This is a genomic window from Gluconacetobacter johannae, assembly GCF_014174305.1.
Classification (GTDB): domain Bacteria; phylum Pseudomonadota; class Alphaproteobacteria; order Acetobacterales; family Acetobacteraceae; genus Gluconacetobacter; species Gluconacetobacter johannae.
Map to the genome: position 1 here is coordinate 115,323 of NZ_JABEQH010000001.1, position 14,446 is coordinate 129,768.

Consider the following 14,446-nt stretch of genomic DNA (forward strand, 5'->3'; position numbering starts at 1 on the left):
GTCCCAAGCAGGCGGAATCGGGGACCGGACGGCGTGACGGCGCCTTACTGGTCCTCGATCGCCACGATCAGGGGCACATGGTCCGACGGCTGGGCGCGCCCGCGTTCGTCACGGTCCGGCTCGGCGGCCAGCAGCCGTTCGGCAATACGCGGCGACAGCAGGGCGTGGTCGATACGCAGCCCGCTGTCGCGGGGCCACGCGCCTGCCTGGTAATCCCAGAACGTGTAATGCCGGCCATGCGGATGCAGGGCGCGCACCGCATCCGTCAGGCCCAGCCACAGCAGGCGCCGGAAGGCCGCGCGGGTTTCGGGGCGCAGCAGGGCGTCGGTCGGGGGCAGGGCGCCGGGGGCGCAATCCTCGTCGGTCGGGCAGACGTTGTAATCCCCGGCCAGGATGAAGTCGGTCCCGGCCTCCAGCAGGGCGCGGGCATGCAGCGCCAGCGCCTCCATGAAGGCCAGCTTGGCGGCGTAGCCGATGCTGCCGCCCGAATTGCCGTTGGGCAGATACAGATTGCCGAACACCAGCCCGGCGGCCCGGACTTCGACATAGCGCGCCTGCGGGGCGTCGTCGTCCAGAAAGGGCAGCCCCTGCGCCGTGACCTCGAAGGGCAGGCGGCTGAGAATCGCGACGCCGTTATAGCTTTTCTGCCCGACGACGACACTGTCGTAGCCCGCTTCGCGAAACGCCTCGGCCGGGAAGGCCGCGCTTTCGCACTTGATTTCCTGCAGGCCGAGCAGATCGGGCTTTTCCCGGTCCAGCCAGTCCAGGACATGCTGCTGACGCTGGCGGACGGAATTGACGTTCCAGGTGGCGATTTTCATCAGTCGATGGAAAAGCTGGTGCCGCAGCCGCAGGACGCAGTCGCATTGGGGTTACGGACGGTGAAATGCGCCCCCATCAGCGAATCGTTGAAATGCAGTTCCGCCCCCGCCAGCAGGTCCAGGCTCGCCGGATCGACCAGCACCCGCGCGCGTCCTGCCGGAATGACCGTATCGTCGGCCCGCGTGTCGGCATCCAGGGCGAAGCTGTACTGGAACCCGTTGCAGCCGCCGGCCAGCACCGCCACGCGCAGGCCCTGCGCGCCGGCCCCCGGCTGGGACGCGACGATCTCTTCCAGCCGGCTGACGGCCTCGGGCGAAACGCTGAAGGCAGGGGGGGACACGTCCATTCGGATCACCATCGTCGGTCCGGCCGGACCAGGGCATGCTGGCCTTGTGGCGCCGGGCGGGTTATCGACGGGGGCGTGCCCGGCGCATCCGATGCCGGAGCCGCCGCCCGTGCGGGATGAGGGTATATATGAGCATCGCATCCTACGCTGTCCAGACGGGCGCCGCCCGTGGCCGCCTGTACCCCGAGCCCGAGGCTCCGACCCGCACGCCCTGGCAGCGGGACCGGGACCGCGTCCTGCATTCGGCCGGCTTCCGGACCTTGCAGTACAAGACGCAGGTCTTCGTCAATCACGAGGGCGATTTCTTCCGCACGCGCCTGACCCATTCGCTGGAGGTCGCCCAGATCGCCCGGTCGATCGCCCGCAGCCTGGCGGTGGACGAGGACCTGACCGAAACGCTGGCCCTGGCGCACGACCTGGGCCACACGCCCTTCGGCCACGCCGGCGAGGACGCGCTGGCGGCGGCGATGCGCGACTGGGGCGGGTTCGATCACAACACCCAGACGCTGCGCCAGGTGACCAAGCTGGAACGGCGGTATTTCGCCTTCGACGGGCTGAACCTGACGTGGGAGACCCTGGAAGGCCTGGTGAAGCATAACGGGCCGGTCGATCATCCGACCGGCTACATTGCGGATTACGCGGACCGGATGGGGCAGGACCTGGGCCAGTACGCCTCGGTCGAGGCGCAGGTCGCGGCGATGTCCGACGACATCGCCTACCACGCCCACGACCTGGATGACGGACTGCGCGCCGGCCTGCTGCACTTGTCGGACCTGGTGGATCTGCCGGTGGTGGGGCCGGCCCTGGCCCAGGTGCGCGGGCTGGCCGGCGCGGCCGACCTGGATGTCGATGCCCGCCTGCGGCACGAGACCATCCGCCGCGTCATCAACGCGCTGGCGGTGGACCTGAGGGAGCAGACCCGGCGCAACCTGGACGAGCTGGCCCCGGCTTCGGCCGACGACGTGCGGCGCGCGGGACGGCCGGTGGTGGCGTACAGCGCCCCCATGGCCCGCGACAACGGGGCGATCCGGACGTTCCTCTACGCCCGCCTGTATCGCCACTGGCGGGTGAACCGCATGACGCGCAAGGCGCGGATGGCGGTCGAATCGATCTTCTCGATCCTGGCGCAGGATGTGTCCCTGCTGCCCGACGGGTGGCGCCAGCAGGCGCAGGCGGCCGACCCCGCCGGTGCGCGCCGGGTCGTGGCGGATTATATAGCGGGAATGACGGACCGATTCGCGATGGAGGAACATCGACGGTTGACGGATCTGTCCGTGCCGGGCTGAAACGCCCATCATTCTTCGCCCACCCATTCCTTATTCGTCGGCTTTTTGGGAAACCGCATCGCATGTCAGACAGCCTGTTCGTCCGCTATCTCTCGTATGTGCAGGAGGCCGTGCGGCGCATCGTGCCCGACCTGCCGGACGAGGTCGCGGCCCGCGTGGAACTGACGCCCACCCGCGATGCGGCCCACGGCGACATGGCGACCAACGCGGCCCTGCTGGTGGCGAAGATCGCCCGCCGCCGCCCGGCCGACATCGCGGCCGAACTGGCGGCGGCGCTGGTTGCGGCGCCGGGCATCGCCAGGGCCGAGCCCGCCGGGCCGGGATTCGTCAATCTGACGCTGGACGCCGGGGTCCTGCGGTCGGTCGTGTCGGACGTGCTGCGGGCCGGGGAATCGTACGGCGACGCCGCGATCGGGCAGGGGGTGCGGGTGAATGTCGAGTATGTCTCGGCCAACCCCACCGGGCCGATGCATGTCGGCCATTGCCGTGGCGCGGTGGTGGGCGACGCGCTGGCCAACCTGCTGCTGAAGGCCGGGTACGACGTCACCAAGGAATATTACATCAACGACGCCGGCGCGCAGGTTTCGGCCCTCGCCTGGGCGGCCTACTGGCGCTACCTGCAGGCCATCGGCACCCCGATGGACGAGGACGCGTTCGCGGCCCTGGTGCCGGGCGGGATCCAGTACGGCGGCGACTACCTGGTGCCGGTCGGCCAGGCGCTGGCCGAGCTGCACGGCACCGGCCTGGCGGGTGCGGGGGCGGTGGCCGCCCCGGTCGATGTCTGGTTCGCGACCGTGAAATCCTTCACCGTCGCCGAGATGATGCGGATGATCCGCGAGGACCTCGAAGCGCTGGGCGTGCGTCATGACGTCTTCACCAGCGAGGCGCAGATCCTGGCCGATGGGGTGACCGACTGCGCGATCGGCCGCCTGGATGCGCTGGGCCTGCTGTATGAAGGCGTGCTGGAGCCGCCGAAGGGCAAGCTGCCCGACGATTGGGAGGCCCGGCCCCAGACCCTGTTCCGTTCGACCGCGTTCGGCGACGACGTTGACCGCCCGCTCCGCAAGTCTGACGGGTCGAACACTTATTTCGCCAACGATATCGGCTATCACGACGACAAGATCCGCCGGGGCGCGGATGTGCTGATCGATGTCTGGGGCGCCGATCACGGGGGATATGTCACCCGGATGAAGGCGGCGGTGAAGGCGCTGGCGGGCGAGGCGGGCAAGCCCGACCTCGACGTGCTGCTGTGCCAGATCGTGCGGATCGTGCGCGACGGCCAGCCGGTGCGTATGTCCAAGCGCGCCGGCACGTTCGTCACCCTGCGCGACCTGATCGACGAGGTCGGGCGCGACGCCGTCCGCTTCACCATGCTGACGCGCAAGGCCGACGCCCAGATGGAATTCGACCTGGACCAGGTGGTGGCCCAGACGCGCGACAACCCGGTGTTCTACGTCCAGTACGCCCACGCCCGCTGCCGCTCGGTGCTGCGCGCGGCGCAGGAGATGCTGGGGGCGGACGCCATCACGCCGGTGGCGCTGGCCGAGGCGCCGCTGGACGGGCTGGAGTCGGACGCCGAACTGGCGCTGCTGCGCCGCATGGCCCAGTGGCCGCGCACGATCGAGGGGGCGGCCCAGGCGAAGGAGCCGCACCGGGTCGCGTTCTATCTGGGCGAGCTGGCGGCGGATTTCCATACATTGTGGAATCGCGGCCGCGATGATGCGACATTGCGCTTCCTGCAAGAGGACGATCCGCAGGCCACGCGGACGAAGCTGGCGATGGTGGAAGCGACGGCCACGGTGATCCGGTCGGGTCTGGCGGTGCTGGGCGTGGAGCCGGTCGAGGAAATGCGATGACAGATTCGGACCCTTCCGATCGCGACCCCTACGCGGAACGCCTGACCCGCGCGCGCGAACGCATGAGCACCGACTACGACGACGAACCGCCGGCCCGCGATCGTTCCCGCTCGGCGGGTCATCGGGCCGCGGGGGTGCTGCACGGGTTCCTGGGCTCCGACCCGGCTACGCGGCGGCTGGCCTATGGCGCGGCGGGGCTGGGCGGGCTGCTGGTGCTGGCGATCGGCGGCTGGGTTCTGATGGGGCATCAGCAATCGGGCATTCCGGTCCTGGGGCCGCCGCCTGGGCCGCTGCGCGTCCGGCCGGTCGATCCGGGCGGGATGCAGGTTCTGGGCGCGGATGCGCCGACGGGCGAGGACGGGGCGGTCGCGCGCCTGGCCCCCGGACCGGAACAGCCGCGTCCCGACGCGCTGGCCCAACAGTACGGGGCGCCGCCCTCCGCCGCGCCCGCCGCGGCTCCGGGTCCCGCGCCGGCGGCTCAGCCCGTGCCGCCGCCCGCCACGGCGGCTTCCCCCGCGACGCCATCCATCCCGGCCGGGCCGGCGACGGCTCCGGCTCCGGCGGCGCAGCCGGCCGCCCCGGCGCCGACCCCGCCTGTCGCGGCCACGCCCGCCGAGGGAAAATACGGCGTTCAACTGGCCGCCCTCGATTCCCAGGAGGCCGCGCAGAAGGAATGGGCGCGTCTGGTCCACCAATATCCGGACCTGTTCGCCAGCCGCACCCCGATCGTCGAGCGGACGGAACGTGGCGGCGCGGTCTTCTACCGCCTGCGTACGCGCGGGTTCGCCAGCATCGCCCAGGCGACGTCGTTCTGCGAACATGTGCGCCTGAACGGCCTGGCCTGCACCCTGGCCGGGTTCTGAGGCGGCGGCGTTCGTGACGCAGGGACACGAGACAGGCGGGGGGTTCGAGCTGCCGGAGGGCCTGACCTCGCCCATGCTGCATCTGGACGGGTTCGACGGCCCGCTGGACCTGCTGCTGGACCTGGCCCGGGCGCAGAAGGTCGATCTGGCGCGGATCTCGATCCTGCGTCTGGTCGAACAGTATCTGGCCATCGTGGAATCGGCCCGGCGCATCCGGCTGGAACTGGCGGCGGACTGGCTGGTGATGGCGGCCTGGCTGGCCTGGCTGAAATCGCGGCTGCTGCTGCCGGCCGAGGAAAGCGAGGCCGCCGACGCCGAGGAAGCCGCCGGCCTGCTGCAGGCGCGGCTTGTGGAACTGGCGCGGATCGGCCAGGCGGCGGAATGGCTGGCGGCGCGGCCGCAACTGGGCCGTGACGTCTTCGCCCGTGGCGCGCGCGAGGACCTGACGGAAATCGACCGGTCGGGGCTGGCGCTGGACCTGTCGCAATTGATGGGCGCCTACATGGCGGCCATGCGGCGCACCGCGCGCAAGCGGGTCTACCAGCCGCGCCGCCTGCTGTTCTGGACGGTGCAGGATGCGCTGTCGCGCCTGCAGCGGCTGCTGGGCGCCGAAGCGGTGCCGGGCTGGTGCGAACTGGACAATTTCCTGCCGGACACCGGCCCCGGCATCGACGCGGCCGATGACGCCGAACGCATGCGGCTGCGCCGCGCGGCGATGGCGGGAACGTTGATCGCGGGGCTGGAACTGGCGCGCAACGGCGCGATCGAACTGCGCCAGGACGAACAGTTCGGCCGGATCATGCTGCGCCCCAGCGACCCGGCGGCCGACGCCGCCAACGATGGGGACATGGACCGGATGGACGCGGCGGAATGACGAACGACAATATGGAAGCGCCCGCGCGGGCCGGCGGGGGTGACGTGGTCCCGCTGCCGGTCCGGCTGGTCGAGGCCCTGATCTTCGCCAGCCCCGATCCGGTCCCCGAACGCGCCATCGCCGACCTGCTGGAGGCCCAGGGCGAAATCCCGGCGGAGGTCGAGGACCTGGCCGCCTATGTGCGCGGGGTGATCGAGGCGGTGGTGGCGCTGTATGCCGGCCGGGGCGTCGCGCCGGTGCTGATCGCGGGTGGCTGGCAGTTCCGCACGGTGGCGGACCTGGCGCCGCGCCTGACCAAGGTGCTGCATCGTCCCCGGCGGCTGGCGCGCGCCACGATGGAAACCCTGGCCATCGTCGCCTATCATCAGCCCTGCACGCGTGCGGACATCGAGGAAATTCGCGGCGTGTCGCTCAGCCAGCAGGTGCTGGACACGCTGCTCGAGGCCGCCCTGATCGTCCCGCGCGGCCGCAAGGAGGTCCCTGGCCGGCCGATCCTGTGGGGCACCTCGCCCGATTTCCTGCGTCATTTCGGCCTGCGCGACCTGCGCGACCTGCCCCGGCGCGAGGAATTGCTGGTCGATGTGCCGGACAACCCCGGCCTGCGCGAACGCCCGGCCCCCGCGCCCGTGGACGAGGCCGGCCCCGAGGGGGCGGTTTCCGACCTGTCCACGCCGTGATAGGTGTCCATCCTGTTTTCGTGTTACCCGATGCCGCCTGACGTTCCCCGTCGCGGGTGTCGTCCGGCAGGGCAGGAGGCCCTGGGCCACCATGTTTGATTTCGCCTGGTCTGAAATGGCCCTGATCGGTGTCGTCGGCCTGTTGCTGATCGGCCCCAAGGACATGCCGGTGGCCATCCGTACCGTCACCGGCCTGATTAAGAAGGGCCGGAAGCTGGCGGCGGAGTTCCAGTCCCACGTGGACGAGATGGTGCGCGACGCCGACCTGACCGAGGTCCGCGACGAGGTGAACCGCATGCGCCGGTTCAATGTCCGCAACCAGCTCATGAAGGCGATCGACGGCGACGGGACCATCCGGCGGGCCATCGACGACTCGCCGCTGGACACGGTGGCCGAACCGCGCCGGACCCCGATTCCCGACAGCACGCCGCTGAACAGTTCGCCCGCCTTCGATCCGGGCGGCCTGCACGAGTACGGCTACGCCACGCCGGTGGCCTCGTACGCCGAAACTGCCTTTCCCCCGGCCGCCGATGATACGCCGCCGCCCGCGCTGCTACCGCCGTCGGTCGGGCGGCGCCTGGCCGGTGAGCGTGCGCGCCTGCGGCCGCCCGCCTTCCTGCCGCCGGTGCGGGTGATGCATGGCGCGCGGCGGGTTTCGGCCACGCATCCGGCCGAAGGCTGAGGCCCCAACGCGATGGACCAACGCAAGCCCGGAGACACGGTTCTGAACGACGATCCGATCAACGACCAGCCGATGCCGCTGCTGGAACATCTGGTCGAACTGCGTCGCCGCCTGCTGTGGTCGACCGTCACCTTCGCCCTGTGCTTCCTGCTGTGCTACCATTTTTCGGCGCGGATCTATCTGTTCCTGGCCCGCCCGCTGGGCGAGGTGATGCGCCAGCAGGGCGAACAGCCGCACCTGATCTACACCGCGCTGTACGAGGCGTTCTTCACCTACATCAAGGTCGCCATCTTCGGCGCGGCCTTCCTGTCCTTTCCGATGGTGGCCGTGCAGGTGTGGATGTTCGTGGCACCCGGCCTGTATCGCAGCGAAAAGCGCGCCTTCCTGCCGTTCCTGGTCGCAACGCCGGTCATGTTCGTCCTGGGGGCGGCGCTGGCCTATTATTTCGTCTTCCCGTTCGCGTGGAAATTCTTCCTGTCGTTCCAGACCGCCGACGGGCAGGACGGGTTGCAGATCCAGCTCCAGGCCAAGGTGTCGGAATATCTGGCGCTGGTAATGAAGCTGATTATGGCGTTCGGCATCGCGTTCGAGCTGCCGGTCGTGCTGACCCTGCTGGCGAAAGTCGGGATCGTGACATCGGCTTCGCTGAAGCGGGTACGGCGCTACGCCTATGTCGGTGCGTTCGTGGCGGCGGCGATCCTGACGCCGCCCGACGTGATTACCCAGACCGGGCTGGCGGTGCCGCTGATCGGCCTATACGAAATTTCCATTTTCTGCGCGCGCCTGGTCGAACCCCGGCGGCTGGACGATGATGAAGCGGAGCAAAACTGATGCATGATCTTCGCGCCCTGCGCGCCGATCCCGCCGCCTTCGACGCGGCGCTGGCCCGTCGGGGCGAGGAAGCAGTGGCCGGCCGGGTGGTCCGCCTGGACGAGGAACGGCGCGCCGCCGTCACCGCGTTGCAGGAGAAGCAGGCCCGACGCAAATCCCTGTCCCGCGAAATCGCCACCCTGCGCCGCGCCGGCGACGACACCAGCGCCCTCGAGGCCGAGGGCACGCGCCTGCGCGACGAGATGGAGGGGCTGGAACTCCAGTCCCGCGAGCTTGACGCCGAAATCCGCGACATTCTGGTCGTGCTGCCGAACCGGCTGGACGCATCGGTGCCGGACGGCGCGGACGAGGCCGGCAATGTCGTCGTCCACCAGGTGGGCCAGCGGCGGGAATTCGCCTTCGAACCCCGCGAGCATTATGCGCTGGGCGAGGCGCTGGGCCTGATGGATTTCGAAACAGCGTCCAAGCTGTCGGGCGCGCGGTTCGTCGTGCTGCGCGGCGCGCTGGCGCGGATGGAACGCGCGCTGGGCCAGTTCATGCTGGACCTGCACACGCAGGAAAACGGCTACACCGAGACGGTGGTGCCGGTGCTGGTGAACGAGGCGGCGATGTTCGGCACCGACAAGCTGCCGAAATTCGCCGACCAGTCCTTCCGGACCGAGGACGGGCGGTGGCTGATCCCCACGGCCGAGGTCCCGCTGACGGCCAGCGTGTCCGGTGACATCCTGCCGGCCGCCAGCCTGCCGCGACGGCTGGTCGCGCTGTCCTCGTGCTTTCGCAGCGAGGCCGGGGCGGCCGGGCGCGACACGCGCGGCATGCTGCGCCAGCACCAGTTCCAGAAGGTCGAGATGGTGTCCATCACCACCGCCGAGGACAGCGACGCCGAGCATGAGCGGATGACCCGCTGCGCCGAAATGGTGCTGGAACGGCTGGACATCCCGTACCGCCGGATGCTGCTGTGCGCCGGCGACACCGGGTTCGGGGCGGCGAAGACCTTCGACCTCGAAGCCTGGCTGCCGGGCCAGCAGGCCTGGCGCGAGATCTCGTCCTGCTCCACCACCCGCGACTTCCAGGCGCGGCGGATGAACGCGCGCGTCCGCCCGGCCGACGGCGGGGCGCCGGTGTTCGCCCATACGCTGAACGGGTCGGGCCTGGCCGTCGGCCGGACCCTGATCGCGGTGATGGAAAACTACCAGAACGCGGACGGCAGCATCACCGTCCCGCAGGCCCTGCGCCCCTACATGGGCGGGCTGGAGGTCGTTCGGGCCGCGTAGGGGCTCAGGATCGCGCGCGGGCGGCGCGGGGGTTTTCGCGGGCGCGGCTGCTCTGCTGGCGCAGGACGTCCTCGATCCAGTCGTTCAGCCGCGCGGTCGCGTCCTCGGCGTCCTCGCGCGCCAGGTAGGTGTCGGGGAAGCGCAGGGACAGCCACCGCCAGGCCACCAGCCGCTTGTGGCGCTTCTCGGCGCGTTCCAGTTCCACGCGTTCCGCCCGGTCGGCCGGGGGCAGGCGGCCCGGCCCCGGCGGGACGACCGGCCGGCCGGCGGCATGGTCCGCCGCCCAGTGGACCAGGCGCTGGATGCCGTTGTCGCGGTCGTCCACCGGACACATGGCGTAGACCCAGCGCTGCGCCAGGCTCAGGCCCGTCACGCCTTCCAACGCCGTGGCGATGGCGAAGGCCTGTTCCATGTTGGCCAGGCGATAGTTCGGGTCGTCGCGGCGCAGCACCGCGCGGCGGATGCGCGCCAGGACGCCGAACAGGCTTTCCGACCCGATCTCGGCGGCGACGGCCTGGATGATGTCGGCGTCGGGCTGCACCTGGGGGCGCAGGTCGGTCAGTTCGGCCGGGGGCGCGGCCAGCATGGTCCGCACGAAGGAGGCGCTGCCCGCGCCGGCCAGTACGGCGACGACACCCTGTTCATGCTTGCCGTAGCGCCCGGCGCGGCCGCCGATCTGCTTGACCTCCTGCGCGTTCAGGTCGCGGGTCTGCGTGCCGTCGAACTTGCGTAGGGCGGTGAAGATGACCCGCCGGATGGTCAGGTTCAGGCCCATGCCGATGGCGTCGGTCGCGATCAGGATATCGGCGGCCCCGCTGTTGAATCGCTGGGCCTCGGCCCGGCGGACTTCGGGGCTCAGCGCGCCATAGACCACGGCCACCCGGCGGCCGCGCGCCAGCAGGGCCGCGCGCAGGTCCAGCACCTCGCGCCGGGAAAAGGCGATCAGCGCATCGTGCGGGCGCAGGTCCTGCAACCGCACCGGGTCGGGGGCCGTCACCAGCGGCCCCTTGCGCTCCAGATGGACCTCGTCCAGCGGGTCGCCGCACAGTTCGGCGATCCGGCGGACCATGGGAATGCAGTCCGGCGCGCCCAGCACGAACAGGTGCCGCGCCGGCGCGCCCATGATGGCTGCCGTCCAGGCCGCGCCCCGGTCGGGGTCGGTCAGCATCTGGGCCTCGTCGATGACGGCGACATCGACGGGGTTATGCAGGGGGCACATCTCGACGGTTGCGGCCAGGTGCCGGCTGCCGGGGACGTCGATCCGTTCCTCGCCGGTGGCCAGCGAGGTGGGGACGCCGCGCGCGGTCAGCGCCTCGCGGAATTCGTGGGCCAGCAGGCGTAGCGGGGCCAGCGCCATGCCGCTTTCCGCGCGCGCCAGGGCATCCAGCGCGGTATGGGACTTGCCGCTGTTGGTCGGGCCGGTCACCAGGGTGATCCGCCGCTTCAGCGCGCGGGCGGTCTTGAAATGCGCGGCATAGCGGTCCAGTGCCGCGACGCGGGCGATGACGGCGTTGCCCACCTTGCGAGTGCCCGCATCCGGGACCAGGGGGGCGCCGGGGGCCTGGGATTCCCCCCGCCAGAGCGGCAGTTGCGTCCGCAGCGCGATCAGCTCGCGCGGGTCGAATTCCCAGCGTTCGGTACCGTTCTTCTGCGGCACGCGCCGGGCGACCGGCAGGCGGTTCTCGGCGATCCAGCGCAGGGCCTCGTTCTGCGAACACCGCAGCAGGCGCGGCACCTCGGCGAAGGGGACCAGGCTTGCTTCCCATTCGCGCAGGCGGCGGACTTCCTCGCGGCGGCGGGCGCGAGCCTCCTGCTCGATGCTGTCGTGTTCCTGCTGGCGGGCATCGGCCATCCGCCGGACGGATTCGACGAATCCGCCTTCGGGCGCCAGGCCGAAGGCCACGGCGATGGCGCGGGACAGGTCCTCGGTCTCGGCGGGGGACAGGACGCGGCCGGTGCCGTCGAACAGGTCGGCGCGGATCGTCTCCAGCACCGCCTCGGGCGAGGCGGCGGTGGCGCGCAGGCGGGCGTGGACGACCGGCGCCAGCGCACGCAGCAGGCGCGCGTCGTCGGGCTGCGGGTCATCGACGGTGGCGGCCGCGGCCTCGGTATCGGCGCGGGTGATCCAGGCCTGGCCCTTGCGGCGGGTCAGGTCCATCAGGCGCGATCCCCACGGCTTGCGCCGGACGGCGCACAGGGCCGCGCGGAACGTCGCCTCGTCCACCCGGTCCTGCCCCGGCGTCAGGGCGCGGGCGACAGTGCGCTCCAGCTTCGGCAGTTCGCGGGTCTCGACGGTCAGGCCGGTCGCCGCGATGGCGGCGTCGACGGCGGTGCGGGCGGGTGAATCGGATGTCATATGTGGTATGTGCGCCATCCGGCGCGCCGGAACAATCGTCGCGTGCCCCGGCACGCGCGCGAAGGCCTGACCTGCCTGGCGCTCAACCCCCGATGACGGATTTGTGCTGGCATCGGCGGCTGGGGGCGCTTAAACATCTGTCCCTCTTGCACGAACGGGGCGTCCGCCACGGGTCGTGGCCTTCTGTGAATCCCTGACCAGTCGGGAGAATGCGACGTCATGTCCGATACGTTGACCATGCCAGCCACCGAGACCGTCCCCAGCGGTCTGGAGCCCGTCGCGGGCCAGGCCGGCGTGTATCATCTTGCCGCGCCGACCAAGACCTACGGCCATCTGAACGCCGAAACGGTGCTGACCGTCCATCACTGGACGGACCGGCTGTTCACGTTCACCACCACCCGCGACGCCGGCCTGCGGTTCGAGAACGGCCAGTTCGCGATGATCGGCATCGAGGTCGAAGGCAAGCCCCTGCTGCGCGCCTACAGCATCGCCAGCGCCAATTACGAGGACCAGATGGAATTCCTGTCCATCGCGGTTCCCGACGGCCCGCTGACGTCGCGCCTGCGCCATGTCAAGCCCGGCGACAAGGTGCTGATCGGGCGCAAGCCGACCGGCACGCTGCTGCTGGACAATCTGCGTCCGGGCCGAAACCTGTATTTCCTGTCCACCGGCACCGGCCTGGCCCCGTTCATGAGCCTTATCAAGGACCCGGCGGTGTACGAGCGTTTCGACCGCGTGATCCTGAGCCATACGGTGCGTATTTCCGGCGAGCTGGCCTATGCCAACCACATCCGCCACGAACTGCCGCAGCACGAATTCCTGGGCGAGGACGTGTCGGGCAAGCTGCTGTACTACCCCGCCGTGACGCGCGAGCCGTTCGCCGTTACCGACCGGATCACCAAGCTGATCGAATCCGGCAAGATCTTTACCGATCTGTGCATCCCGGAACTGGACCCGGAACATGATCGCGTCATGATCTGCGGCTCGCCCGAGATGCTGGCGGATACCGAGGCGATGCTGGTCGCCCGCGGCTTCGACGAGGGCAACAATTCCACCCCGGGCGCCTATGTCGTCGAAAAGGCGTTCGCCGAACGCTGATCGCCCGCAAGGGCCGAGGCGAATATGGGATGCAGCGGATTGGGATGGCCTGATGGCGTATGATTTCGACCTGTTCGTGATCGGAGCGGGTTCCGGCGGTGTGCGCTGTGCGCGGATCGCCGCCGGGCACGGGGCACGGGTGGCCGTGGCCGAAAGCCGGCACTGGGGTGGAACCTGCGTCAATCTGGGCTGCGTACCCAAGAAGCTGATGGTCCAGGCCGGCGAGTACGGCGATCTGGCGGAGGACAGCCATGGTTTCGGCTGGGACACGGCGCGGGGCCATCACGACTGGGCGGCCCTGATCGCCGCCAAGGACCGCGAGATCGCGCGGCTGAACGGCATCTATGTCTCGATGCTGGAGAAGACGGGCGTCACGCTGTTTACCGGCGCCGCGCGGTTCGAGGACGCGCATACGCTGCTGATCGGGCCGGGGCCGCTGGACCTCGAGGCGCCGGTTCGCCGCGTGACGGCCGAACGGATCGTGATCGCCACCGGTTCGACCCCCGACCTGCCGGACATCGAGGGAATCGGATATGCGATTTCCTCGGACCAGGCGTTCCACCTGGAAACCCGGCCGCAGCATGTCTGCATCGTGGGCGGCGGCTATATCGGCATCGAGTTCTCGGGCATCTTCCAGGGGCTGGGGTCGTCGGTCGATCTGGTCTACCGGCAGGACCTGCCGCTGCGCGGCTTCGACCAGGACATGCGCGCGGGCCTGCGCGACGCCATCGAGGCCCGGGGCATCCGCCAGCATGCCGGACGCTCCCCCACGGCAATCGCCCCCCGGCCCGAGGGTGGCTATGTGGTCCATCTGGATGATGGCGGGCGGATCGGGGCCGATTGCGTGTTCTTCGCTACCGGCCGCCGGCCCAAGATCGACGGGCTGGGGCTGGAACATACCGCCGTCCGCACCACCAGCGGCGGGCGGATCGTCGTCGATGCGACCGGCGAGACGGATGCGCCCGGCATCTACGCCATCGGCGACGTCACCAACCGCGACAATCTGACGCCGGTCGCGATTGCCGAGGGCCATACCCTGGCCGACCGTCTGTTCGGGACCGGCCATCCGCGTGACTGGTCGCTGGCGACGACGCCGAAGGCCGTGTTCTTCTCTCCGCCCCTGGCCACCGTGGGCCTGACGGAAGAAGAGGCGGCCCGTGACGGGGCGGTGGATATCTACCTCGCGCGGTTCACGCCGATGCGCCATACGCTCAGCGGCCGGACGCGGCGGACGGTCATGAAGCTGGTGGTCGATCAGCACAGCCAGAAGGTGGTGGGCGCGCACATGCTGGGCGACGACGCGCCGGAAATGATGCAGGGGCTGGCCATCGCCGTGACCGCCGGCCTGTCCAAGCACGATTTCGACCGGACCGTGGGCATCCATCCGACCTCGGCCGAGGAATTCGTGACAATGCGGACCCGCACCCGCGTCACCGAACGACAGACCGACTGAATTCTCTGCGACCGGGCGGCGCCGCCCG

At 70.2% G+C, this 14,446-nt stretch carries 13 protein-coding genes; 10 read left to right on the forward strand and 3 right to left on the reverse strand.

Features of this window, described 5'->3' with window-relative positions; genetic code table 11:
- Positions 1–44: 44 nt before the first annotated feature.
- Both HLH21_RS00495 and HLH21_RS00500 read right to left on the reverse strand, forming a co-directional pair.
- Positions 45–821 carry an exodeoxyribonuclease III gene (locus HLH21_RS00495; RefSeq protein WP_182940267.1) on the reverse strand — a complete coding sequence of 259 codons (777 nt, stop codon included), beginning with the start codon at positions 819–821 and terminating at the stop codon, positions 45–47.
- Entirely contained in the window at positions 821–1,168 is a 348-nt protein-coding gene (locus HLH21_RS00500) for a HesB/IscA family protein (RefSeq protein ID WP_182940268.1), read from the reverse strand. The genes HLH21_RS00495 and HLH21_RS00500 overlap by 1 nt, the downstream gene beginning before the upstream one ends.
- Positions 1,169–1,296: 128 nt before the next feature.
- Between HLH21_RS00500 and HLH21_RS00505 the strand changes: the two genes are divergently transcribed.
- From HLH21_RS00505 to serS, 8 genes are all read left to right on the forward strand, one after another.
- On the forward strand, positions 1,297–2,454 hold the full coding sequence (locus HLH21_RS00505; RefSeq protein ID WP_182940269.1) for a deoxyguanosinetriphosphate triphosphohydrolase: 1,158 nt from the start codon (positions 1,297–1,299) through the stop codon (positions 2,452–2,454).
- A gap of 62 nt (positions 2,455–2,516) precedes the next feature.
- Positions 2,517–4,310, forward strand: coding sequence for an arginine--tRNA ligase (gene argS, locus HLH21_RS00510; RefSeq protein WP_182940270.1), 1,794 nt, complete (start codon positions 2,517–2,519; stop codon positions 4,308–4,310).
- Positions 4,307–5,173 carry an SPOR domain-containing protein gene (locus HLH21_RS00515; RefSeq protein WP_182940271.1) on the forward strand — a complete coding sequence of 289 codons (867 nt, stop codon included), beginning with the start codon at positions 4,307–4,309 and terminating at the stop codon, positions 5,171–5,173. The genes argS and HLH21_RS00515 overlap by 4 nt, the downstream gene beginning before the upstream one ends.
- A gap of 73 nt (positions 5,174–5,246) precedes the next feature.
- Entirely contained in the window at positions 5,247–6,047 is an 801-nt protein-coding gene (locus tag HLH21_RS00520; protein ID WP_182940461.1) for a segregation and condensation protein A, read from the forward strand.
- Between the two features lie 11 nt (positions 6,048–6,058).
- Positions 6,059–6,724: an SMC-Scp complex subunit ScpB gene (gene scpB, locus HLH21_RS00525; protein ID WP_182940462.1), complete on the forward strand. Its 666-nt coding sequence runs from the start codon at positions 6,059–6,061 to the stop codon at positions 6,722–6,724.
- Between the two features lie 91 nt (positions 6,725–6,815).
- Positions 6,816–7,406: a Sec-independent protein translocase protein TatB gene (gene tatB / locus HLH21_RS00530; RefSeq protein ID WP_182940272.1), complete on the forward strand. Its 591-nt coding sequence runs from the start codon at positions 6,816–6,818 to the stop codon at positions 7,404–7,406.
- 12 nt (positions 7,407–7,418) lie between these two features.
- Positions 7,419–8,237: a twin-arginine translocase subunit TatC gene (gene tatC, locus HLH21_RS00535; RefSeq protein ID WP_182940273.1), complete on the forward strand. Its 819-nt coding sequence runs from the start codon at positions 7,419–7,421 to the stop codon at positions 8,235–8,237.
- On the forward strand, positions 8,237–9,511 hold the full coding sequence (gene serS, locus HLH21_RS00540; protein ID WP_182940274.1) for a serine--tRNA ligase: 1,275 nt from the start codon (positions 8,237–8,239) through the stop codon (positions 9,509–9,511). The genes tatC and serS overlap by 1 nt, the downstream gene beginning before the upstream one ends.
- A 4-nt stretch (positions 9,512–9,515) precedes the next feature.
- On the opposite strand, the gene HLH21_RS00545 is transcribed toward serS, so the two are convergent.
- Positions 9,516–11,867 (reverse strand): helicase-related protein, encoded by a 2,352-nt coding sequence (locus tag HLH21_RS00545; protein WP_182940275.1) that lies wholly within the window; start codon positions 11,865–11,867, stop codon positions 9,516–9,518.
- A gap of 219 nt (positions 11,868–12,086) precedes the next feature.
- On the opposite strand from HLH21_RS00545, the gene HLH21_RS00550 reads away from it, so the two are divergent.
- Both HLH21_RS00550 and gorA read left to right on the forward strand, forming a co-directional pair.
- Complete coding sequence (locus tag HLH21_RS00550; protein ID WP_182940276.1) at positions 12,087–12,965, forward strand: ferredoxin--NADP reductase; 879 nt, start codon at positions 12,087–12,089, stop codon at positions 12,963–12,965.
- 52 nt (positions 12,966–13,017) lie between these two features.
- The gene (gene gorA, locus HLH21_RS00555; RefSeq protein WP_182940277.1) at positions 13,018–14,418 is read left to right on the forward strand and encodes a glutathione-disulfide reductase; all 1,401 of its coding nucleotides are present in this window, start codon (positions 13,018–13,020) and stop codon (positions 14,416–14,418) included.
- The last annotated feature ends 28 nt before the right edge of the window (positions 14,419–14,446 follow it).

What these genes read in the sequence shown, in the direction of transcription:
- HLH21_RS00515 (WP_182940271.1), top strand. Translation starts at nt 4,307, where the DNA reads ATGACAGATTCGGACCCTTCCGATCGCGACCCCTACGCGGAACGCCTG.
- HLH21_RS00520 (WP_182940461.1), top strand. Translation starts at nt 5,247, where the DNA reads ATGCTGCATCTGGACGGGTTCGACGGCCCGCTGGACCTGCTGCTGGAC.
- HLH21_RS00495 (WP_182940267.1), bottom strand. Translation starts at nt 821, where the DNA reads ATGAAAATCGCCACCTGGAACGTCAATTCCGTCCGCCAGCGTCAGCAG.
- gorA (WP_182940277.1), top strand. Translation starts at nt 13,018, where the DNA reads ATGGCGTATGATTTCGACCTGTTCGTGATCGGAGCGGGTTCCGGCGGT.
- serS (WP_182940274.1), top strand. Translation starts at nt 8,237, where the DNA reads ATGCATGATCTTCGCGCCCTGCGCGCCGATCCCGCCGCCTTCGACGCG.
- tatB (WP_182940272.1), top strand. Translation starts at nt 6,816, where the DNA reads ATGTTTGATTTCGCCTGGTCTGAAATGGCCCTGATCGGTGTCGTCGGC.
- scpB (WP_182940462.1), top strand. Translation starts at nt 6,059, where the DNA reads ATGGAAGCGCCCGCGCGGGCCGGCGGGGGTGACGTGGTCCCGCTGCCG.
- tatC (WP_182940273.1), top strand. Translation starts at nt 7,419, where the DNA reads ATGGACCAACGCAAGCCCGGAGACACGGTTCTGAACGACGATCCGATC.
- HLH21_RS00505 (WP_182940269.1), top strand. Translation starts at nt 1,297, where the DNA reads ATGAGCATCGCATCCTACGCTGTCCAGACGGGCGCCGCCCGTGGCCGC.
- HLH21_RS00500 (WP_182940268.1), bottom strand. Translation starts at nt 1,168, where the DNA reads ATGGACGTGTCCCCCCCTGCCTTCAGCGTTTCGCCCGAGGCCGTCAGC.
- argS (WP_182940270.1), top strand. Translation starts at nt 2,517, where the DNA reads ATGTCAGACAGCCTGTTCGTCCGCTATCTCTCGTATGTGCAGGAGGCC.
- HLH21_RS00545 (WP_182940275.1), bottom strand. Translation starts at nt 11,867, where the DNA reads ATGACATCCGATTCACCCGCCCGCACCGCCGTCGACGCCGCCATCGCG.
- HLH21_RS00550 (WP_182940276.1), top strand. Translation starts at nt 12,087, where the DNA reads ATGTCCGATACGTTGACCATGCCAGCCACCGAGACCGTCCCCAGCGGT.